At 59.4% G+C, this 22,087-nt stretch carries 16 protein-coding genes; 12 read left to right on the top strand and 4 right to left on the bottom strand.

Annotation, left to right across the window (positions count from 1 at the left end; all coding sequences use genetic code 11):
* Positions 1 to 278 precede the first annotated feature (278 nt).
* From secE to rplA, 4 genes are all read left to right on the top strand, one after another.
* Positions 279 to 611, top strand: a complete 333-nt coding sequence (gene secE, locus MHX61_RS11020) for a preprotein translocase subunit SecE (protein ID WP_204610288.1) — start codon at positions 279 to 281, stop codon at positions 609 to 611.
* A gap of 128 nt (positions 612 to 739) precedes the next feature.
* Positions 740 to 1,669 (top strand): transcription termination/antitermination protein NusG, encoded by a 930-nt coding sequence (gene nusG, locus MHX61_RS11015; protein WP_239194847.1) that lies wholly within the window; start codon positions 740 to 742, stop codon positions 1,667 to 1,669.
* A gap of 172 nt (positions 1,670 to 1,841) precedes the next feature.
* Positions 1,842 to 2,285 (top strand): 50S ribosomal protein L11, encoded by a 444-nt coding sequence (gene rplK / locus MHX61_RS11010; protein ID WP_049358678.1) that lies wholly within the window; start codon positions 1,842 to 1,844, stop codon positions 2,283 to 2,285.
* A 68-nt stretch (positions 2,286 to 2,353) separates the two neighbouring features.
* Positions 2,354 to 3,058: a 50S ribosomal protein L1 gene (gene rplA / locus MHX61_RS11005; protein ID WP_204610285.1), complete on the top strand. Its 705-nt coding sequence runs from the start codon at positions 2,354 to 2,356 to the stop codon at positions 3,056 to 3,058.
* A gap of 84 nt (positions 3,059 to 3,142) precedes the next feature.
* Here the strand turns inward: rplA and MHX61_RS11000 are convergent, their stop codons facing one another.
* The 4 genes from MHX61_RS11000 to MHX61_RS10985 are packed head-to-tail and all read right to left on the bottom strand — an operon-like array spanning position 3,143 to position 8,182.
* Entirely contained in the window at positions 3,143 to 4,534 is a 1,392-nt protein-coding gene (locus MHX61_RS11000; protein ID WP_204610283.1) for a Y4yA family PLP-dependent enzyme, read from the bottom strand.
* Positions 4,531 to 5,832, bottom strand: a complete 1,302-nt coding sequence (locus MHX61_RS10995; RefSeq protein WP_239194844.1) for an FAD/NAD(P)-binding protein — start codon at positions 5,830 to 5,832, stop codon at positions 4,531 to 4,533. The genes MHX61_RS11000 and MHX61_RS10995 overlap by 4 nt, the downstream gene beginning before the upstream one ends.
* A complete protein-coding gene (locus MHX61_RS10990) occupies positions 5,829 to 6,845 on the bottom strand; it encodes a pyridoxal-phosphate dependent enzyme (RefSeq protein WP_239194841.1) in 1,017 nt (338 codons plus the stop codon). Before MHX61_RS10990 ends, MHX61_RS10995 begins: the two co-directional genes overlap by 4 nt.
* 32 nt (positions 6,846 to 6,877) lie before the next feature.
* Entirely contained in the window at positions 6,878 to 8,182 is a 1,305-nt protein-coding gene (locus MHX61_RS10985; protein WP_239194838.1) for a deoxyribodipyrimidine photo-lyase, read from the bottom strand.
* 314 nt (positions 8,183 to 8,496) lie between these two features.
* Here MHX61_RS10985 and rplJ point away from each other — a divergent pair, with 314 nt between their 5' ends.
* From rplJ to MHX61_RS10945, 8 genes are all read left to right on the top strand, one after another.
* Complete coding sequence (rplJ, locus tag MHX61_RS10980) at positions 8,497 to 9,018, top strand: 50S ribosomal protein L10 (RefSeq protein WP_239194835.1); 522 nt, start codon at positions 8,497 to 8,499, stop codon at positions 9,016 to 9,018.
* An 88-nt stretch (positions 9,019 to 9,106) separates the two neighbouring features.
* A complete protein-coding gene (gene rplL, locus MHX61_RS10975) occupies positions 9,107 to 9,496 on the top strand; it encodes a 50S ribosomal protein L7/L12 (RefSeq protein WP_023020528.1) in 390 nt (129 codons plus the stop codon).
* 143 nt (positions 9,497 to 9,639) lie between these two features.
* Complete coding sequence (locus tag MHX61_RS10970; RefSeq protein ID WP_204610277.1) at positions 9,640 to 9,921, top strand: type II toxin-antitoxin system RelE/ParE family toxin; 282 nt, start codon at positions 9,640 to 9,642, stop codon at positions 9,919 to 9,921.
* On the top strand, positions 9,896 to 10,228 hold the full coding sequence (locus MHX61_RS10965; protein WP_204610276.1) for a HigA family addiction module antitoxin: 333 nt from the start codon (positions 9,896 to 9,898) through the stop codon (positions 10,226 to 10,228). Before MHX61_RS10970 ends, MHX61_RS10965 begins: the two co-directional genes overlap by 26 nt.
* A gap of 71 nt (positions 10,229 to 10,299) precedes the next feature.
* Positions 10,300 to 11,316, top strand: a complete 1,017-nt coding sequence (locus MHX61_RS10960; protein ID WP_239194830.1) for a DUF3068 domain-containing protein — start codon at positions 10,300 to 10,302, stop codon at positions 11,314 to 11,316.
* A 384-nt stretch (positions 11,317 to 11,700) separates the two neighbouring features.
* Positions 11,701 to 15,195 (top strand): DNA-directed RNA polymerase subunit beta, encoded by a 3,495-nt coding sequence (locus MHX61_RS10955; protein ID WP_239194827.1) that lies wholly within the window; start codon positions 11,701 to 11,703, stop codon positions 15,193 to 15,195.
* A gap of 107 nt (positions 15,196 to 15,302) precedes the next feature.
* The gene (locus MHX61_RS10950) at positions 15,303 to 19,298 is read left to right on the top strand and encodes a DNA-directed RNA polymerase subunit beta' (protein WP_239194823.1); all 3,996 of its coding nucleotides are present in this window, start codon (positions 15,303 to 15,305) and stop codon (positions 19,296 to 19,298) included.
* Between the two features lie 404 nt (positions 19,299 to 19,702).
* On the top strand, positions 19,703 to 22,087 hold a 2,385-nt coding region (locus MHX61_RS10945), incomplete at its 3' end, for a YPDG domain-containing protein (protein WP_239194820.1).

Below are 22,087 nucleotides of genomic sequence, written 5' to 3'. Positions count from 1 at the left end.
TGAACTACCAGCCCGAACCAACGACGCAAACCGCGCCACAACAGCAGAATCCGGAACCCATTTCGACTCCACACAATCACCTAACCCATGTCAGGTGTTTCCACGACCGCTAGAAATCAAGTCTTCGTGACGCTTAGCCCGCCCACATGTTGTCAAGGCCACGTCCGGTAAATGCCGTGGTCAGCTTTTCATGCTGTGCAAGCTTTGCTAGGGTTGACAAAGTTATGGAGGTGCGCGTTAAGCGCCCTATTAGATTTAGTTCCCAAGGAGGGTTAGCTGTGAGCGATGAGCAGCAGCCGAAGAATTCGGGTGCATCGCGCCCGACCGGTAAGCGTCAGCTCTCTGGTGCGGCTACCACGTCCTCCGCGGACTACGCCGATAAGCACGTCGTCCGCGTCGAGGATAAGAACCACGATGACACCCCAGGTGGTGGCGTAGCCGCCTTCCCGGGCGAGGTAGCATCCGAGATGAAGAAGGTGGTGTGGCCTACCGCTAAGGAGATGCTGCAGTACACCCTCATTACCTTTGCGTTCCTTATCGTGCTGACCGTTTTGGTCTGGGGCGTTGACACCCTGGCTGGTCTCGGAGTTGAGCAGGTTCTCTCAGATTAGTAAGATAAGCGCATAATCTTTTATCCCGCTGTTTCCGCTTAAAGGAACGGCGGGATACTTTTTGCCCATACGCGGGCGGGTAGGCTGGTCCTACGCAACGCGCCGAGGAATTTTTTGGAGTAAGAATTATGAGCGACGAGAACAACGTCGAAACCGTAGGCACCTCGCTGGAAGAGGCAATGCAGTCCAACGTGCAGGAGCAGGCGGCAGAGCACGCTAGCTCTGTAGAAGAAGCGCAGCAGGAGGATGCTACCCCAGCCGCTCCGGTAGCGGAAGAAACTGAAGGAACGGCTGAGTCCACCGACGCTGCAGGCGAGTCCGCCGAGTCCACCGACGCAGCGGAACCGGCAGCGACCGAAGCAGAGGCCGAGGGTGCAGCCCCTGAGGCCGGCGAAGACGAGTCCGAGGATGCCGCCTACCGCAAGCGCCTGCGCGCCTTTACCCGCGAACTGAAGAAGCAGCCGGGCCAGTGGTACATCATTCAGTGCTACTCCGGCTACGAAAACAAGGTAAAGACCAACCTGGACATGCGTGCCCAGACCCTCGAGGTAGAAGATTCCATCTTCGAGGTCGTAGTTCCTATTGAGCAGGTCCTAGAGACCAAGGACGGCAAGAAGAAGATCGTGAAGCGCAAGCTGCTACCGGGCTACGTCCTGGTTCGCGCTGAGCTTAACGACGCCGCATGGTCCGTCATCCGCGAAACCCCAGGCGTGACCTCCTTCGTGGGCAACGAAGGCAACGCCACCCCGGTCAAGACCCGCGACGTGGCAAAGTTCCTCATGCCCAACGAGGCACCGTCCACCAAGGGCGATGCTGCCCCGAACGAGGCAGAGGGCGAGCAGGTTGTGGCTATGCCGGAGAAGGAAGTGGCCAAGAAGTACGCGCACGATTTCGAGGTGGGCGAGGCCGTGACCATCCTGTCCGGCCCGCTGGCCGCCGTATCCGCGACCATTTCCGAGATCGACCCGGAGACCGGCAAGATGCAGGGTCTGGTGTCCATCTTCGGCCGCGAGACCCCGGTGGAGCTGTCGCCGACCGAGATCGAGCGCATCTCCTAAAAAGTGATTTTGTGCAGGGCGCACGGTGTTCTAAACTGGAACGCCGTGCGCCTTTGGCGTGCGTATAAGAAAACGTTTCATCCTCCGGTGGCCCACTGAAGGTGAGCATCCGGACGGGATCCCGTTATTCATCGTGGCGGACATCCCGGTAACACAGGAAAGAGGTAATTCGATGGCTCCTAAGAAGAAGGTATCCGGCTTCATCAAGCTGCAGATCGAGGCAGGCGCCGCTAACCCGGCACCGCCAGTTGGCCCGGCACTGGGTGCCCACGGTGTCAACATCATGGAGTTCTGCAAGGCTTATAACGCCGCTACCGAGAACCAGCGTGGCAACGTGGTTCCGGTTGAGATCACCGTCTACGAGGACCGTTCCTTCGACTTCAAGCTGAAGACCCCGCCGGCAGCTAAGCTGCTGCTGAAGGCCGCTGGCATCCAGAAGGGCTCCGGCGTCCCACACACCGACAAGGTCGGCTCTGTGTCTTGGGATCAGTGCAAGGAAATCGCAGAGACCAAGTTTGCGGACCTGAACGCACGTGACATCGAGAACGGCGCTCGCATCATCGCCGGTACCGCCCGCTCCATGGGCATCACCGTTGATGGCGCACCGGAGAAGTAAAAACTTTATGTGGTAGGGCCAGCTACGGCCCGCCGAACACCACACCAATCCAGAAAAGGAATTGTTAAATGAGCACCAAGTCTAAGGCTTATAAGGCCGCTGCGGAACTGGTAGATAAGTCCCGCCTGTACCGTCCGATCGAGGCTACCAAGCTGGCCAAGGAGACCTCCTCCAAGAACTTCGACGCCACCGTTGACGTCGTCTTCCGCCTGGGCGTTGACCCGCGCAAGGCTGACCAGCTGGTTCGCGGCACCGTTTCCCTGCCTAACGGCACCGGTAAGGACGTTCGCGTTGCTGTCTTCGCTGAGGGCGAGAAGGCTACCGCTGCTCAGGAAGCTGGCGCTGACATCGTCGGCACCGCTGAACTGATCGAGCAGATCAACGAGGGCAACATCGACTTCGACGTTGCTATCGCTACCCCGGATCAGATGGCCAAGGTTGGCCGCGTTGCCCGCGTCCTGGGCCCGCGTGGTCTGATGCCGAACCCGAAGACCGGTACCGTTACCGCAGACGTTGCTAAGGCAATCTCTGAGGTTAAGGGCGGCAAGATCTCTTTCCGCGTTGATAAGGCTGCTAACCTGCACGCCATCCTTGGCAAGGCATCCTTCGACGCTGAGAAGCTGGCTGAGAACTACGGCGCCCTCATGGATGAGATCCAGCGCCTGAAGCCTTCTTCCGCTAAGGGTATTTACGTCAAGCGCGCTACCATCTCCACCACCTCCGGCCCGGGCATCCCGGTTGACGGTTCCGTGGTTAAGGATTACACCGCGTAAGCAGTTCTAACGCACTGCGTTCAAAGTTAAAGGGCTTCGAGGAATTCCTCGAAGCCCTTTTTCTATGTCTTAGCCCGCCTGCAGCTACACGACGTCAATATCGTCTGGCACCCAATCGCCGCCGTCGAAGTAGACGTTGCGTGCCAAAGGAATTTGGTGCGAAGCAGACTCCAGGATGTGCATAAAATATCCGGCTGTATTCGGAATGGCGAGGGTATCTCCTACGGCGATGCCGTCCGGGAAGTCCAGTTCGCGGCGGAGGATAACCTCGTCTTCAATGCAGTAGGCGCCCACCACAAAGCCGGTGCGTGGCTCGCGGGAGATATCCTTTACCGGCCCAGCCGTAGGTACCAGGAGGGGGTCTAGCAGGATGTCATCTGCGGCGGTCCGGCATTGGGTGCGATTCATCGCCACGCCGATAAGGGGCAGGCCATCAGAGCGTTCTTTGAGGAAGCTCACCTCGGCGAGGATGACTCCACAGCCGTCGAGGAGGCTGCGGCCGGGCTCCAGGTGAAGTGCGATATCCCGCTCGCGCAGCGCAGTGCCAGCGGCGCCGTAGCCGGGGACCTCGCCGGAGAGGAGCTGGTCCAACCACTGACCGCGCGTCGGCTCCTGCCAGAAGGGGTAAGTATTGGAGAGCGGATCCGATTTCCACGTGAATGGTTCACCGGTACCAGCGCGTTGGGAGGCGATGCGCTCGAGGTAATTCTCCCACTGCTCGCGGGATTCCAGGTAGCTCATGGGCACGCCGCCGCCGATATCGATGAAACCTGCGGGCTGGCCCAATGTGCGTACGTGCTCGACCAAGGAAATTGCCTCTGCAAGGGCGGTTCGGCGGTCGGCCTCGCTATAGCCATGCAGGTGCACGTGGACGCCCACAACACGAAGTTCCTGTGGCCACTCGGATTGCCGCCATGCCGGCAGCCTCTCGCCGAAGCGGGTGGGAGGTAGGGAGTTCGGATCTGGAGCGAGGCGTGGCGCCACGTGGGCGGTGGTGTTTAAATCCCGCGCGATGGCGGCGATGTGGTGGGATTCGGCGCGAGAATCACAAGAGATAGTAACTCCCCGCGAAACCGCGAGGTGGAGCAAGCCATCGGTTTTGATAGCGGCGCTGAGGATGATGCGCTCGGGGGCGACACCGCGGTCGAGCACTTGGCGGAGCTCGTTCTCGCTGGCTACATCCACCCCGAGCCCGGCATCGCGCGCAGCATCGACAAAACACAGAGCCTTATTGGCCTTGCGTGCGAAAAACACCTGGGTCTCCACGCCGTGGGAAGCGCCCGCGTCGAGCAGCTCTTGGGCATTGTGGCGCAGCGGAGCGGGATTCAACACGTTCACCGGAGAACCGAAGCGCGAGGTCAATGCGCTGACGCGCTGCGGGTTTTCGACGAGATCACGCATCCACCGTTCCCACCGGGCGCGCAGCGGGACGGTGCCGTGAACGGGTAGTGGCTCTACAGGGGTGGTGGTGGTCATGGGTTTCCTACTTTCTCCGCCCAGCGGGGGATGTCATCGTGCACGGAACGGTTAAGGGAGTCATGGCCGGGCAGGGAGAGCTCATTCATCCGGCCAATTTCCACCACGCCAGCAACGTCGTGGAAGGGGGAGGGGGTGGCTTGGGGAGCAACGGTGGCGTCAATAAGCAGGTCCACGCCGCCCTTTTCCCGCCAGGAATCTATCTGCCCAGGCGTGCCTAGGTAGGCGGTATTCACCACACCGGAGTGGATCAGCTCGAGCAGGCGCCTGGCTGTGACCGGTGGCGGACCAAAAGCCACGCGCTCAAGGGCGCGTGAAAGCTCGCGGAAGCCAGGCATGGGGCCATGCGCCTTGTGCCAATCGACGCAGTCTTGGAATACCCCACGAAACGCCGCACCCACGGCCGCGGCCGGGGTGAGCGGACCGGTACCTTCGGCCGCACGTAGGGAAGCCTCAAGCTCAGCGACGGCATCGCCAGTGAAATCCTGACCGTCGATAACGGCGGCGAGGTCGGCAGTAGAGAAGTCACCGAATTCGCCTGCAGCCCCAATGAGGATCTCACGCAGCTCCGAAGCGTTGTCGATATGCGCGCAGGCCTGCCGCCACCGCGGTGACACCTCCGGCAGCAGTGTCTCTGGGGCTGGCTTTACCTCCATGAAGCGCCCGCTGCGGCTAACCGGGTAGATGGTTTCGGCGGTATCGCCATACAGCAGGCACACATCGATGAAGCTTAGGGCGGCACCGCGAACGCCGATTCGCCGTGCGGAGCTCGGGAGATCGGCACCGAAGTAGAGACCGGTGACTGGTACGCACGAGGCCTCATAGGCCAAAGAACAAGCGTGGAGATGGTCGTGGCCGGTGCAGACTAGAACCTCGTCGAAGGGGGCGCCATCGACCATGAAACCTTCTCCGTCGGTGCTTACCGCGGTCACGCGGTGCGGCAGGTGCCGGATGCGAACGTGGGCCGGCGCGCGGCGCACTGCGGCGGACCAGGTATCGGTGAGGAATTGGCCCACCTGAGCCCGCGGTGGGAAGGCATCGGTGGTGTCTTCACCGCGGCGGGTGCGCCAGGCGTTGAAACTATCGTGGGCAGTGGTGACGATGGCGCAGTTGACGTTGAGGCGCCACTGCGGCGGCTGCTGCGGACGGTAGACGGCGCCCGCACCGGCGGGGTAGGGGTCAAAGACAGTGACATCGAGTGGAACGCGGGCGCGCTCGATAAGTTCCTCGACGGCCCACAGGCCGCGCGGTCCACCTCCAATGATGGCAATGCGGCGGGCAGAGCTAGCAGAAGTCACTGCGCCGACCCCTCGATGCGCGCCGCGAGTTCAGAGGGCGAAATGTCAAAGTTTTCGCACACCCAGGAATCGTTATAGATGGTGTCGAGGTAAGGCTGGCCGGCGTCGTGCAGCACGGCAACCACTTCAGCCCCTGCCGGCAGGGAGGGCGCGAGGCGCTGGAAGGCGGCGATGACGGCACCGCCGGAAGCGCCAGGCAGCAGACCCTCGGCTTGGGCGAGTTGTCGGGCGGCAACGATGGCATCAAGATCCGGAACCCTCTCCACGGAAGAAGGCGAAAACCTGGTGGATAGTTCGGTTACGATTCCGGCGCCATAGCCAGGCAGCATGCGGGTACCGCGCTCACCACCAAAAAGCACGGAGCCTTCCGCATCAACGCCGATTGTGTGGGTATCGGCGCCCAGCTCGGAGAGCTTGCGTACGCAGCCGCCAAGGGTTCCGGTGGTGCTCATAGCCACGAGTAGATGACTGGGCGCCTGACCGAGCTGGTCCAGAATCTCCGTCATGGTGCCTTCCGCGTGGGCGTGGAAGGCGGCTTCATTGGAATACTGGTTGAGGTTGAAAGACTCGGGGATCTCTTCCAAAAGCTCGGCCACGCGGGTGCGGCGGGCGGTGAGCCAATCGCCGGTTTCTGGATCGGGGTGGTCGAGCAATTCCACGTGTGCGCCATAGGCCCGCATGGTAGCTACCGTGGAGGCGTTGACCCGCGGATCCACCACGCAATGGAATTTCATGCCTTGTAGCGGGGCTTGGCGAGCTAGAGCCATGCCCAGGTTGCCGGAGGAAGATTCCACCAGCGTCGAACCAGGACGGATATCGCCGGCTGCGAGGGCTGCCTGGATAAGGGCTCGGGCGGTCCGGTCTTTTGCAGAACCGCCGAGGTTGAATTGTTCGAGTTTGAGATAGAGGTGGACATCCGGCCGGGGGCTAATCGCCTCCACTCGCATGAGTGGGGTATTGCCAATGGGCGGGTGCGCTTGAGAATGAATCCTGGGGCTCATCATTGGCCCCATGGTAGACCTTTACGCCCACCTTTTCCGCCGGCTTAGTCTTTGATCTCCGCATAGGCATCGAGCGCGGCTTGGCGTGATTCCTTTAGGTCCACGATGGGCGGGGCGGACAGCGCGGGTGCCCAGCGGCGCACGTACTCGCCCTGAGGGTCGAAGCGCTTCGCCTGCGTTTCGGGGTTGAAGATGCGAAAGAAGGGCGCGGCATCATCGCCGCAGCCGGCCACCCACTGCCAATTAAAAGGATTGGAGGCGGCATCGGCGTCCACCAAGGTGTCCCAGAACCATTCCTCGCCCAAGCGCCAGTGGATGCCCAGGTTCTTGGTGAGGAAGGAGCCCACCACCATGCGCACGCGATTGTGCATATACCCGGTGGCCCATAGCTCGCGCATTCCGGCGTCGACAAGCGGAATGCCCGTAGTACCTGCCTGCCAGTCCTTAAGCCGCGGGTCATCCCAAGACCAGTCGAAGCGGTCGAATTTCTCCCGCACGTTCTCGGTGGCGAGATTGGGCAGGTGGTAGAGGCGGTGCCAGGCAAAGTCGCGCCATAGCAGCTCGGAGTGAAACTTGGCGGATTCGGGCTCCTCGGCCGCGGCGAACCACACCTCGCGCGGGGAGACCTCGCCAAAGCGCAGGTGGGGCGAGAGTAGGGAGGTGGCATTGAGCGCGGGGATATCGCGCTCCTCGGTGTAGTTGGCCAGGTCCAGCTGGGCTAGTCGCTCGCGCGCGCCGGCCTCGCCGGGCGTCCAGTGCTCGGCCAGGGATGCGGCCCATGCCGGCTCGGTAGGTTTGGGCCAGGCAGATGCACTGCTTGCCGACGCCCCCATCTCCGGCACTCCCTCCGGTTCATCTCCCGCCACCTGGGAGGCGGCTGCCTTGGAGAAGGGAGTAAAGACCTTATAGGGCTGGCCCTGACCATTGGTGACCTCCCACGGCTCCACCAAGGTGAAGCCGGGCGAGGAAGTCGCGGTGATGCCCTGGGAGGCCAGGGTTTCCTTGACGGTGGCATCGACCTCGCGCAGCGGGCCATGGTAGCGGCGGGTCCACGTGACGGTGGTGGCGCCCAGTTCGGCGGCGAGGCGGGGGATTTCCTCGCGGGCATCGCCGGCGGCGCGAATGAGCTCTACGCCGTGGTCAGCGAGGTCGCGGGCGAGGGAATAAAGGGAGCGCTCGCGCCACCACGTGGTCGCGCCGCCCAGCGGGCGGGTGCCGGGATAGGCGGGCTCGTCGAGGACGGCGGCGACCAAGGAGGCGTCGCCAAGCGAGGCGGCCTCGGACGCGCGGAAAAGTGCCTGGTTATCGTGCAGGCGCAGGTCATCGCGGAACCACATGAGGGAGGTCATGGCGGCTATCCTACGCGGCGGAAACGCCGATTTGGAGAAACCGCGGGTGGGGAGGTAGTGTTTTCCACGAAGTTTGAACGGCCACTTCACGGCCGAGTCAAAGTTCACCGAAGACCGTTGGTCATCCATCTGGATCGAAGGTTCTCCATCCTAGGAGACGGCCCACGCAGGAGACACTTTGCGATTATTCGCGGCATTCTCTTATGTCGCGCGCCCTGTGCTCTTGCACGGGGCTTTTGTTGTTTCGGGCAACCGAAGCAAGGAAGGCCCCGGCGGAATAATAAAAGAGATGTTTTGGAAGGAGGCGAGAGACAATGGCAAACCCAAAGAACACTGCAGACCTGGCAGAGCTGAAGGAGAAGCTGGCTGGCGCTAACTCTGTTGTATTGACCGAGTACCGCGGCCTGACCGTATCCCAGCTGCAAGAGCTGCGTAACGATCTGGGCTTTGACGTTGACTACTCCGTCGCCAAGAACACCCTTTTCAAGATCGCTGCCAAGGAAGCTGGCATCGAAGGTCTTGATGATTTGCTGACTGGCCCGACCGCAATTGCGTTCATCAAGGGCGAGGCAGTGGATGCTGCGAAGGCCATCACCAAGTTTGCTGATGACAACAAGGCACTCGTCATCAAGGGTGGCTACATGGACGGCGACGCACTGTCTGCCGACCAGGTTGAGGCCATCGCCAAGCTGGACAACCGCGAGACCACCCTCGCAAAGCTGGCTGGCGCTATGAAGGGTTCTATGGCGAAGGCAGCTGCTCTCTTCAACGCTCCTGCAACCAAGGCTGTACGCACCGTCGCAGCCCTGCAGGACAAGAAGGAAGCAGAAGCTTAAGTCGTCACAAAAGACGCACAATTACAACACCGTGTGCGCCGCATAAATCACGCGCAGCGCACACACAACACAGAAAGGACTTGCCATCATGGCTAAGCTCACCAAGGACGAGCTCATTGAAGCTTTCAAGGAAATGACCCTCATCGAACTGTCCGAGTTCGTTAAGGAATTTGAAGAGGTATTCGACGTTGAGGCTGCTGCTCCGGTTGCTGCTGTTGCAGCTGGCGCTCCGGCTGAGGGCGGCGCTGCTGCCGCTGAGGAGAAGACCGAGTTCGACGTCGTTCTGACCGACGCTGGCGCTAAGAAGATTGGCGTTATTAAGGCTGTCCGCGAGATCGTCTCCGGCCTGGGCCTGAAGGAAGCTAAGGAAATGGTCGAGGGTGCTCCTAAGGCTATCCTCGAGGGCGCTTCCAAGGACGACGCTGAGGCTGCTAAGACCAAGCTGGAAGAGGCTGGCGCTTCCGTCGAGCTCAAGTAATTTCACTGAGCTTTACGCTTTCAAACCCCCACTCTTACCGCCGCGCGCGGTGGGAGCTGGGGGTTTCCTCGTTTTATGCTCGCGGGCGCAATGCGGGTAGTACAGCAATGGCCAATAGTGTCAAAGTGTGACACTATGGCATTGTGGAGTTCAGGAGGGGTAGCTTAGAGCGCTTTCACACAGATGGTAAGGCGCCAAAGTACGTGCCCCCTGAACTGCGAAGGATACTGCGTCGCAAATTCATCATGATTGACCGAGCAGCCTCTCTTGCCGATTTGAGGATTCCACCAGCGAATCACTTAGAGAGGCTGAAAGGGCAGTGGGACGGATTTTATTCCATCCGTGTTAATGCGCAGTGGAGAGTAGTCTTCCGGTGGACAGGGAAAGGAGCTGTGGACGTTGACTTCATCGATTATCACAAATAAGGGGGAAGAGTCCTCGGATGTCGTCCCCGTTCCACACCCTGGAGAGGTTCTGCGCGAGGAATTTCTGGAGCCGCTCGGACTGACTCAATACCGCTTAGCCAAGGATATTTTTAGCTCCAAGTCTCAAATTTCCAAGCTGGTGCGTGGGCGCATTGGGATTAGTGCGGAAATGGCGCTCCGTCTTTCCGCCTATTTTGGCAATTCGGCAGAGTTTTGGCTGGGGCTGCAAGAAGAGTTTGATCTCTGGTGCGCGCGGCAGACCACGGATACTAGCAGCATCATCGCTTGGAATGCGCAGACGGCTTAAAACCAATCCGGTGTGGCGGGGCGGCCTGTAGAAACAGGGAATCGCCGCCACGGGTTGTAGAATTAGCCCCCATGCTGCCCAAGTCCCGCATTTTTTCCGTCCTGCTTTTAGGCCTCGGCGTCGCGCTCATCGCCGCCGGTATTGTGGCGCCGGCGTTTTTGGATTACTCCCCGCGGCTGCCGTTGAACCTGAAAAACAGTACGTGGACACTGCACGATGATTCTGCGGATTCGCAGCAGCTGTCCAAGGACGGCACCCAGCCATGTTCGGGCCCCATGACCTACCAAATCAACATGGATATCCAAGAACCCTCGGACGAGGAGAAGGCCACCTTGCGCATTGGAGAAACCCGCATGCGTGGCGACGGTGAGGGCCTCAATGACCTAAGCCAAGCCCAGGTGTGGAGCTACCCGGTGGACCGCCTGAGTGGTGAGGCTCTGGGGGAGGCGTCGCTTAGCCATACGCTTGCTACGCCTTCGGACAAAGTAACGGTGGATGGCTACTGGCTTAAGTTCCCGGCTGATGCGGAGAAGACCAACTACCCGGTCTTTGACCCGACCCTGCGCAAGGCCGTCGATGCAGTCTTTGAAGAAGAAACCACGATGGACGGTCGCACGGTCTACCGCTACCACCAAGAAATTGAGCCGACTAACGTAGCGCAGCTTTATGCGGCCGATGGCAATACCACCAGCCTGCCCAAGGAAGGCGGCGGCGAGGAGCAGGGCTACCTGACCCACTCCGGCAGCCGCGACTTCTATGTGGACCAACAAACCGGCCTCGTGGTGGGCATGGATATGGATATTGATGATTACTACGCGGACCGCGAGGGCGTGGGTCGTGAGCGCGCCTTCGTCTTTAACGGTTCTACCTCTGAAGAAGACCAGCAGGCGCTGCTCAAGGAGGCCGCAGATTTCCCGCGCGACCGCGTAGCGGAGATCGTGCGGTGGGTCGCCATCGGCCTCGGCGCACTCTTAGCCCTGCTCGGAATCATTGGTGCACTCGGCCTATTTGGCGGCAAGAACAAGCACGCCCGGTCGCGCCATAACCGCGGACGCGTCGGCGGCAATGCGGTGCCGGCGAGCCGGTAAAGGCCCAGCTGGAAAACAAAATCGCCGTCGGGGTTGCGGTGTATTGAGATTTTAGTGGTAGGGTGCTCGGTGGTTGTCGCGCACAGTGGCGCGGCCTGGACGCGTTAGCGCCGCGGCGAGCACGAGCTTGCCCCCTAGCGCGGTAGCGACACGCCCCAAGAGTGGTGTGTCTTTACATGGCAGGTCTTTTCCTATAAGCTGTTTCGTTGCGCTGGAATCTGGATCTTCGGTGCACATTTAGCCTTTCAGGCCGGTGATGGCAAAACCGACTTGACAAGGTGATTTTGTGCATTCTGAACCCAGACACTCCACAGCAGACCGAATGCTAGAATTACCAGCGGTTTTGCGGCTCGTCGGCCAGGGCGAGCAGGCAATCCGCGTGAGGTGCTGGAAGGACCCATCTTGGCAGTCTCCCGCCAGACCAAGTCAGTGGCCAATATCCCCGGAGCCCCGAAGCGATACTCGTTTGCAAAAATTAGCGAGCCTATCGCCCTGCCGGGTCTCCTTGACGTACAACTTGATTCCTTTGCTTGGCTCGTCGGCGCGCCGGAGTGGCGCGAGCGCGAGCAGGCTGAACGCGGCGATGACGCCCGCGTGACGAGCGGCCTCGAGGATATCCTTGAAGAGCTCTCGCCGATTGAGGACTACTCGGGCAATATGTCCCTGTCCTTGTCGGAGCCGCGCTTTGAACCGGTGAAAAACACCGTGGATGAGTGCAAGGAAAAGGACATCAACTACTCCGCGCCGCTGTACGTGACCGCAGAGTTTATTAATAACGACACCCAAGAGATTAAGTCGCAGACCGTCTTCATCGGCGATTTCCCGATCATGACGGATATGGGCACGTTCATCGTGAACGGTACCGAGCGCGTCGTCGTCTCTCAGCTGGTGCGCTCCCCGGGCGTCTACTTCGATCGCTCGATCGATAAGTCCACCGAGCGCCCGCTGCATTCCGTGAAGGTTATTCCTTCCCGCGGTGCATGGTTGGAGTTCGACGTCGACAAGCGCGACACCGTCGGCGTGCGCATTGACCGCAAGCGCCGCCAGCCGGTAACCGTGCTGCTTAAGGCACTGGGCTGGAGCGAGGAGCAGATCAGGGAACGCTTCGGCTTCTCCGAGCTCATGATGTCCACCCTGGAGTCGGACGGTGTAGCGAACACCGATGAGGCACTGCTGGAGATTTACCGCAAGCAGCGCCCAGGCGAGCAGCCTACCCGCGAGCTGGCACAGTCCCTGCTGGATAACTCCTTCTTCCGTGCAAAGCGTTACGACCTGGCAAAGGTCGGCCGCTACAAAATCAACCGCAAGCTGGGTCTCGGCGGCGACCACGATGGTCTGATGACCCTGACCGAGGAAGACATTGCCGTCACCCTCGAGTACCTGGTCCGCCTGCACGTAGGCGAGCGCGAGATGAAGGCACCAAACGGTGAGATGATCGCCCTGCACACGGATGACATCGACCACTTTGGTAATCGCCGCCTGCGCACCGTCGGTGAGCTCATCCAGAACCAGGTCCGTGTGGGCCTGTCCCGCATGGAGCGCGTTGTGCGCGAGCGCATGACCACCCAGGATGCGGAGTCCATCACTCCAACCTCCCTGATTAACGTGCGCCCGGTCTCTGCTGCTATCCGCGAGTTCTTTGGTACCTCGCAGCTGTCCCAATTCATGGACCACAACAACTCGCTGTCCGGCCTGACCCACAAGCGCCGCCTGTCCGCACTGGGCCCAGGCGGCCTGTCTCGTGAGCGCGCCGGCATTGAGGTGCGAGACGTTCACGCTTCCCACTACGGCCGTATGTGCCCGATTGAGACTCCTGAGGGCCCGAACATTGGCCTCATTGGTGCGCTGGCGTCCTACGCCCGCGTGAATGCTTTCGGCTTCATTGAGACCCCGTACCGCAAGGTTGTGGACGGCAAGATCACCGACCAGGTGGAGTACCTCACCGCCGATGAAGAGGACCGCTTCGCTATTGCTCAGGCCGAGGTCGAGCAGGACGCAGAGGGCAACCTCACCGGCGAGCGTATTGAGGTCCGCCTGAAGGACGGAGATATCGGGCTTACCGATGCCTCCGGTGTGGACTACGTTGACGTCTCCCCGCGCCAGATGGTTTCCGTGGGTACGGCCATGATTCCGTTCTTGGAGCACGACGATGCTAACCGTGCCCTCATGGGTGCGAACATGCAGAAGCAGGCCGTGCCGCTGGTGCGCTCCGAGGCTCCGCTGGTGGGTACCGGTATGGAGCAGCGCGCTGCGTACGACGCTGGCGACGTTGTTATCACCCCGAAGGCCGGTGTGGTCGAAAACGTCACCGCTGATGTCATCACCATCATGGATGATGAGGGCCAGCGCGATACCTACATCCTGCGTAAGTTCGAGCGCACCAACCAGGGCACCAACTACAACCAGACCCCGCTGGTTTCCATGGGTGAGCGCGTAGAGGCCGGCCAGGTTCTGGCCGATGGCCCTGGTACCCACAATGGTGAGATGTCCCTCGGCCGCAACCTGTTGGTTGCCTTCATGCCGTGGGAAGGCCACAACTACGAGGACGCCATCATCCTCAACCAGCGCATCGTGGAAGAGGACATCCTGACCTCCGTCCACATCGAAGAGCACGAGATTGATGCTCGCGATACCAAGCTGGGCGCTGAGGAAATCACCCGCGAGATCCCAAACGTCTCTGAGGACGTCTTGAGCGACCTGGACGAGCGCGGCATCATCCGCATCGGTGCCGACGTCCGCGCCGGCGACATCCTGGTGGGTAAGGTCACCCCGAAGGGTGAGACCGAGCTGACCCCGGAGGAGCGCCTGCTGCGCGCCATTTTCGGTGAGAAGGCCCGCGAGGTCCGCGATACCTCCATGAAGGTGCCGCACGGTGAGGTGGGCAAGGTCATCGGCGTTGCCCGCTTCTCCCGCGATGATGATGACGATCTGGCCCCTGGCGTCAACGAGATGATTCGCGTCTACGTGGCCCAGAAGCGCAAGATCCAGGACGGCGATAAGATGGCCGGCCGCCACGGCAACAAGGGCGTTGTGGGCAAGATTCTGCCGCCAGAGGATATGCCGTTCATGGAAGACGGCACCCCGGTAGACATCCTGCTGAACACCCACGGTGTGCCGCGTCGTATGAACATTGGCCAGGTCCTCGAGGTTCACTTGGGCTGGTTGGCACACGCCGGCTGGAAGGTCGACACCGAAGATCCGAAGAACGCCGAGCTGCTCAAGACCCTGCCGGAGGAGCTCTATGACGTTCCTGCGGATTCCTTGACCGCGACCCCAGTCTTCGACGGTGCTACCAACCACGAGATCGAGCGCCTGCTGGCTTCCTCCCGTCCTAACCGCGACGGCGATGTGCTGGTAGATGAGAACGGCAAGGCCACGCTTTTCGACGGCCGCTCGGGCGAACCGTACAAGTACCCAATTTCGGTTGGCTACATGTACATGCTCAAGCTGCACCACTTGGTCGATGAGAAGATTCACGCCCGTTCCACCGGTCCTTACTCCATGATCACCCAGCAGCCGCTGGGTGGTAAGGCCCAGTTCGGTGGCCAGCGCTTCGGCGAGATGGAGGTGTGGGCAATGCAGGCATACGGCGCTGCCTACACCCTGCAGGAGCTGCTGACCATCAAGTCCGATGACGTCGTCGGCCGCGTGAAGGTCTACGAAGCCATTGTTAAGGGCGACAATATTCCAGATCCGGGCATCCCTGAGTCCTTCAAGGTGTTGCTCAAGGAGCTGCAGTCCCTGTGCTTGAACGTGGAAGTTCTCTCCACCGACGGCACGCCGATGGAGCTGTCTGGCTCTGATGACGATGACATGGACAGCCCATCGCTTGGCATTAACCTGTCCCGCGATGAGGGTTCCTCCGCTGACATCGCCTAATTAGTTTCTTGGTCCACCGCGGGGTAAGTCCCCGCGGTAGGGCATAAACGTTCCATTCATACAAAGCCATCAACTCCTCGACAACGAGGATGAAAGGGAGACATTACGTGTTTGACGTAAATCTCTTCGACGAGCTCCGCATCGGTCTGGCCACCGCAGACGATATTCGTCGCTGGTCCAAGGGCGAGGTCAAAAAGCCTGAGACCATTAACTACCGCACCCTGAAGCCGGAGAAGGACGGCCTCTTCTGTGAGCGCATCTTCGGCCCCACCCGTGACTGGGAGTGCGCTTGTGGTAAGTACAAGCGCGTCCGCTACAAGGGCATCATCTGTGAGCGCTGTGGCGTTGAGGTCACCAAGTCTAAGGTCCGCCGTGAGCGCATGGGCCACATTGAGCTGGCCGCTCCGGTAACCCACATCTGGTACTTCAAGGGAGTTCCTTCCCGCTTGGGCTACCTGCTGGACCTGGCTCCGAAGGATCTCGAGCGCATCATCTACTTCGCAGCCAATATCATCACCTCCGTGGATGAAGAGGCTCGCCACAACGATCAGTCCACCCTGGAAGCAGAAATGCTCCTGGAGAAGAAGGACGTTGAGGACGATACCGAGTCCGAGATCGCCGAGCGCGCCTCCAAGTTGGAGTCTGATCTGGCCGAGCTGGAAGCAGCCGGTGCCAAGGCAGATGCCCGCAAGAAGGTGCAGAATGCTGCCGATAAGGAAATGCAGCACATCCGCGAGCGCGGCGAGCGCGAAATCGCCCGCCTCGATGAAATCTGGAATACTTTCATCAAGCTAGCTCCGAAGCAGATGATCATTGATGAGACCATCTACGAAGAGCTGGTGGACCGCTACGAGGATTACTTCACCGGCGGCATGGGTGCAGAAGCCATCCAGACCCTGGTCCGCAATTTCGACCTCGAGGCTGAGGCCGAGGAGCTGCGCGAGATCATCAACAACGGCAAGGGCCAGAAGAAGATGCGTGCCCTGAAGCGCTTGAAGGTTGTTGCGGCCTTCCTACGCTCCGGCAATGATCCGGCTGGCATGGTGCTGGATGCTGTCCCGGTTATTCCACCAGAGCTGCGCCCGATGGTGCAGCTGGACGGTGGCCGCTTCGCTACCTCCGACCTGAACGACCTCTACCGCCGCGTAATCAACCGCAATAACCGTTTGAAGCGCATGATCGACCTGGGTGCACCAGAGATCATTGTGAACAACGAGAAGCGCATGCTGCAGGAGTCTGTAGACGCGCTCTTCGATAACGGCCGCCGCGGCCGTCCGGTTACAGGTCCGGGCAACCGTCCGCTGAAGTCCCTGTCTGACCTGCTCAAGGGCAAGCAGGGCCGCTTCCGCCAGAACCTGCTGGGTAAGCGCGTGGACTACTCTGGCCGTTCCGTTATTATCGTTGGTCCGCAGCTGAAGCTGCACGAGTGTGGTCTGCCGAAGCTCATGGCTCTCGAGCTCTTCAAGCCGTTCGTCATGAAGCGCTTGGTAGAAAACGACTACGCCCAGAACATCAAGTCCGCCAAGCGCATGGTTGAGCGCCAGCGCCCAGAGGTGTGGGACGTTTTGGAGCAGGCCATTTCTGAGCACCCAGTGATGCTCAACCGCGCGCCTACGCTGCACCGCCTGGGTATTCAGGCCTTCGAGCCGAAGCTGGTTGAGGGTAAGGCTATTCAGCTGCACCCGCTGGCTTGTGAGGCGTTCAACGCCGACTTCGACGGTGACCAGATGGCAGTCCACCTGCCGCTATCCGCTGAGGCTCAGGCTGAGGCCCGCGTCCTGATGCTGGCTTCCAATAACATTCTGTCCCCGGCATCCGGTAAGCCGCTGGCCATGCCACGTCTGGACATGGTTACCGGCCTGTACTACCTGACCATGGACAAGTCCGAGGATGAGATCGGTGGCAATGGCCGCTACCGCGAGGCAGAAGAGGATAAGCCAGCAACTGGTGTCTTCTCCTCCTACGCCGAGGCTCTCATGGCCTATGACCGCGGCACCGTTGGCCTGCAGGCTCCGATCAAGGTTCGCATCGATCACCTTCGTCCGCCGAAGGAGATCGAGGAAGAGCAGTTCCCAGATGGCTGGTCCAAGGGCCAGGCATGGATGGGCTACACCACCATCGGCCGCGTCATGTTCAACGAGCTGCTGCCATGGAACTACCCGTACCTCGAGGGCATCATGGTCCGTAAGGGCGGCGGTTCCGGCAATAAGGTCCTCATCGGTGACGTGGTCAATGACTTGGCCAATAAGTACCCGATGATCACCGTGGCTCAGGTGCTGGACAACATGAAGGACGCCGGCTTCTACTGGGCAACCCGTTCCGGCGTGACCATCACCATGTCTGACGTTCTGGTTCTGCCGAATAAGACCGAGATCCTCGAGTCTTATGAGAAGGAAGCAGAGCGCATCGAACGCAAGTACTGGGAGCAGGGCGCCCTGACCGAGCGCGAGCGCTACGACCGCCTGGTTGAGCTGTGGAAGGACGCTACCGATACCGTCGGTGAGGCCGTCGAGAATATGTACCCGGACCACAACCCGATTCCGATGATTGTGAAGTCTGGTGCTGCCGGTAACATGCGTCAGATCTGGACGCTGGCCGGTATGAAGGGCATGGTTGTGAACTCGCACGGTGATTACATCACCCGTCCGATTAAGACCTCCTTCCGCGAAGGTCTGTCCGTGCTGGAGTACTTCAACAACTCCCACGGTTCGCGTAAGGGTCTGGCCGATACCGCACTGCGTACCGCTGACTCCGGCTACCTCACCCGTCGTCTGGTGGACGTGGCCCAGGATGTCATCGTCCGTGAAGAGGACTGTGGCACCCGCCTAGGCGTCCAGGTGCCAATCGGCGAGGAGTCCGGGGACAAGGTTGTTCTCTCCGAGCTGTGGGAGACCTCTGCATCGGGCCGCGTTCTTGCGACCGATGTCAAGGGCGAAGACGGCGAGGTTGTGGCCGAGGCCGGCTCTGACCTCACCGAGGAGCTCACCCAGAAGCTGCTTGACGCTAAGGTCACCGATGTCAAGGTTCGCTCCGTGCTGACTTGCCAGACTCCGGCCGGCGTATGCGCCAAGTGCTACGGCAAGTCCATGGCTTCCGGCCAGCTTGTCGATATCGGCGAGGCCGTCGGCATTGTGGCTGCGCAGTCCATTGGTGAGCCGGGTACCCAGCTGACCATGCGTACGTTCCACCAGGGTGGTGTCGGTGGCGATATTACCGGCGGTCTGCCGCGTGTTCAGGAGCTCTTCGAGGCCCGCAACCCGAAGAACCGCGCTCCTATCGCCTCCGTTGACGGCACCGTCTCCCTGTCCGATGAGGGCAACTTCTGGACCCTGACCATCACCCCGGACGACGGCTCTGATGATGTGGTTTATGAGAAGCTTTCCAAGCGTCAGGGCCTGGCTCAGGTTCGTCGCCCGATGGAGTCCAACCCGGACGCCATGATTGAGCGTTCCCTCAAGGACGGCGACCATGTCGAGACCGGTGACCGTCTGATGCGTGGTGCGGCTGACCCGCACGACGTTCTCGAGGTTCTCGGCCGTCGTGGTGTGGAGCAGCACCTCATCAATGAGGTGCAGGCTGTGTACCGTACCCAGGGTGTGGCTATCCACGATAAGCACATCGAGATCATTATCCGCCAGATGCTGCGTCGTGGCACCGTCATTGATGCGGGTACCACGGACTTGCTGCCGGGTAACCTCATTGACCTTTCTGAGGCTAAGCAGCTCAATGCTGCCCAGGTTGCAGAGGGCGGTGAGCCGGCTCAGCTGCGTTCGGAGATTATGGGTATTACCAAGGCTTCCTTGGCTACCGAGTCCTGGCTGTCTGCTGCATCGTTCCAGGAGACTACGCGTGTGCTTACCGACGCCGCTATTAACAAGCGCTCCGATAAGCTCATCGGCCTCAAGGAAAACGTCATCATCGGTAAGTTGATCCCTGCTGGTACCGGTATCTCGCGTTACCGTAATATCTCCGTTAAGCCGACCGAGGCTGCACGCAACGCTGCATACTCGATCCCGACTTATGGCGATTCCATCTACGGCGATGACGGCTTCGGTGAGTTCACCGGTGCTTCCGTCCCTCTGGATGAGGACTTCACCTTCTAAGTAGGAGCGAGGTAGCAACGGGCTAATTGCTGCCTCGAAAGAAAGCGTGTCTGGATTCCCAGGCACGCTTTTTTCATGCGAAAAAGGCGGACAGCTTAGAGAAGGCGTGCTGATCTCCAAGAGGGATATTTAGCTGATTTATCACGTATTTAAGTGACGTAAACAGTCCGAAGGGCGACTGACTAGGCAGATCTTCCGCTCCTGGGAGATGTGCACAATGTTAACCATAGATAATAATAAAATTAAATGTGGGTATCGGTTGTGAGGGCCGGCTGAGTTCAATAACGTTGCAAACTGAGGACAGTCAGAACTCAGCTAAAAATTCAATGTTCGTACGCCCAGGCCAAGAGTGGGGGCATGCTCCTGTTCTCTGTGTTCGCAATTTATATAAGGAAGGACTTTTCATGAAAATGAAGAGTTTTAACGGCGTAACTCGCCGTCGCGGCACTACTATCGCTGCCGCTGCTCTCTCTGTAGCTCTCGTAGCTCCGTTCGTTCACCCAGTTGTAAATCCCGCTTCCTCGCCAGTTGCTGCTGCTCAGGATGCAGCATCTGCGCAGGATCGCAGCGTTGATTCGCGGGGCACTTCGGAAGCGACTGCTATCCGAGCAGACGGTACTTGGGGTCAGAAGAAGGGCTACCAAGGTACGGTCTACTTGGATCGTGATTCAGGGCCAGAGGCTAAGAATGAAGCCGACGAGGCCATGCCTGGTGTAAAGGTCTTCTTGCAGTATGTTAACGGTAAGGGGCAGGTCTCTCCTATTTACTACACCACCTCGGACTCCGAGGGTAAGTTTGTCTTCGACTTGTCCAAGGCACCGAAGGATGGTTTGGGTAACCCGGTCGAATTCAAGTTGGCAGGCGATGAGAAGTTCCAGGTTCGCACGTGGGCTGAGAACCCGAACCCTGCAAAGTACACCTTAGCGGCCGGTGGCGACATGTACAGCGGTCGCTTCCATAACCGAACGACCCGTAAATGGGAGGACTGGGACTTTACGGCCGGCATTAACCGAATTGTCGATTCTAAGGTCGTATTCCAAGAACGTCCGAACGTAGATGGGTGGCTTGCAAAGCCTGAAGCTGATTGGACCGAGGCGCCGACTGCTGATAAGCAGTGGCCAAAGGGTGGTATTTATGGTACCGCACGAGGCGATGTTTGGTGGGAAAACAATGAGGCTGGGGGCTCACTTTCCAACCAATACTTTAAGGATTCTTCAGATCGTGCCGCTACTAATGTTAAAGTAGTAGGCTCCTATGTTAACGATGAAGTAGCACGTCAGTTTGACGCTTGGAAGGCCGCAAACAAGAACTATAGTCGTGAACAGTTCCGCGTCGCCCAGAAAGAAATCGTCGACAAATATCAGGCTGAGCACGGAAAAGGCTCCCATATCGCAGAGTCTCGCGTAGCTTATGTAAAGGATGACGGTTCCTTCTATCTCCCCTTTGCTGGCTTGTATGGTATTAGCCACAACAAGAAGGGGAATAAAACCACTGACGAAGAGTGGGGCACGCTCGTCTCCGCCAAGGACGAAAAGCACGATAACGAGATGCAGTGGGACGGCATCGCAGGTCAGCGTCACCGCCACATCAACGTGGACTACATGTACTTGTATCCGGTAGTTGGCGACAACCGTGATCTGTGGATGGGTAACTACCAGGACAATATGTTCCAGCCCTCCCATGGTGGAAACCTCGGTATTGAGAATACGTCAGCTAATATTTCTGTCCAGAACTTCGCGTTGTTGACTCCGCGCCCGATTCACGACGTATTCAATTACGACAACACTTCTTCCATCGCAGCTCCTGGTGATACCGCCAAGTCGAAGACTACCGGCCTGGTCCCTAACCAGAAGTACGCTATTAAGTGGGTTGCGGACGGTAAATCCACCGGTGAGGCTTGCACTGTCACCGCTAACGAGCTAGGTGAGTTGGAATCCTGTGATTTCACAGTTCCGAAGAACCTGTCCAAGGCGACTGTATACTCTTCCCAGGTATTCGCCGCCGATGCTTCGGGTAAGCCTACGGGCACGCTACTCCTGGCGGATTCTTTCCTGGCAGACCCGACCTTCGTTCGTTACGAAGACACCAAGGGCACAGCCAAGGAAAAGGATCTTGAAGCGAAGCCTTCTTTTGACAACCCGAATACTGACGCGGTCGAACAAAAGCCGGCAGGTGCAACCTTCGAGTTCGCGGATCCCGCTGCTGCTGAGAAACTTGGGCTGAGTATTGATGATATTGATCCTAAGACCGGCGCAGTTAAATGGCCTGCGGATAAACAGGTTGAAGGCGAAAACGAGGTGCTCGTAAAGGTCACATGGACCCCTGCTGCGGGTGCTGATTCAGTATCGCGTGAAGTTCCTGTGAAGTTTAACCTAGATGCACCCGCTTCGAAGGATAAGGATAGTGAGTCTTTCGAGCCTAAGTATGAGGGTGGTTCTGGTAAGCCGGGTGAGGATGTGACGGTTCCGGCTCCGACCATTAAGGACGAGGATGGTAAGGAGACCGAGGTGCCGGAGGATACTAAGTTCGCCCCGGGTGAGGGTGCTCCGGATGGTGTGACGGTTGATGAGAATACCGGTGAGGTTACTGTTCCGGTTTCGGAGGATGCTGAGCCGGGTGACAAGATTACTGTTCCGGTTGATGTGACCCACCCGGATGGTTCTACGGGCACCGTTGATGTGACTGTCACTGTCGATGATCCGGATAAGTTCCAGCCTGAGTATGGGGATGGTTCTGGTAAGCCGGGTGAGGATGTGACGGTTCCGGCTCCGACCATTAAGGACGAGGAT

The sequence above is a fragment of the Corynebacterium sp. ACRPF genome, from assembly GCF_022347395.1.
GTDB classification, from domain to species: Bacteria; Actinomycetota; Actinomycetes; order Mycobacteriales; family Mycobacteriaceae; genus Corynebacterium; species Corynebacterium tuberculostearicum_D.
This window is presented reverse-complemented; position numbering and strand designations above follow the sequence as displayed.

Bases quoted from the DNA above. Each gene is read 5' to 3' on its own strand.
- nusG (WP_239194847.1), top strand. From the start codon at position 740: ATGAGCGACGAGAACAACGTCGAAACCGTAGGCACCTCGCTGGAAGAG.
- MHX61_RS11000 (WP_204610283.1), bottom strand. From the start codon at position 4,534: ATGACCACCACCACCCCTGTAGAGCCACTACCCGTTCACGGCACCGTC.
- MHX61_RS10990 (WP_239194841.1), bottom strand. From the start codon at position 6,845: ATGGGGCCAATGATGAGCCCCAGGATTCATTCTCAAGCGCACCCGCCC.
- rplL (WP_023020528.1), top strand. From the start codon at position 9,107: ATGGCTAAGCTCACCAAGGACGAGCTCATTGAAGCTTTCAAGGAAATG.
- MHX61_RS10985 (WP_239194838.1), bottom strand. From the start codon at position 8,182: ATGACCTCCCTCATGTGGTTCCGCGATGACCTGCGCCTGCACGATAAC.
- rplK (WP_049358678.1), top strand. From the start codon at position 1,842: ATGGCTCCTAAGAAGAAGGTATCCGGCTTCATCAAGCTGCAGATCGAG.
- MHX61_RS10960 (WP_239194830.1), top strand. From the start codon at position 10,300: ATGCTGCCCAAGTCCCGCATTTTTTCCGTCCTGCTTTTAGGCCTCGGC.
- rplA (WP_204610285.1), top strand. From the start codon at position 2,354: ATGAGCACCAAGTCTAAGGCTTATAAGGCCGCTGCGGAACTGGTAGAT.
- rplJ (WP_239194835.1), top strand. From the start codon at position 8,497: ATGGCAAACCCAAAGAACACTGCAGACCTGGCAGAGCTGAAGGAGAAG.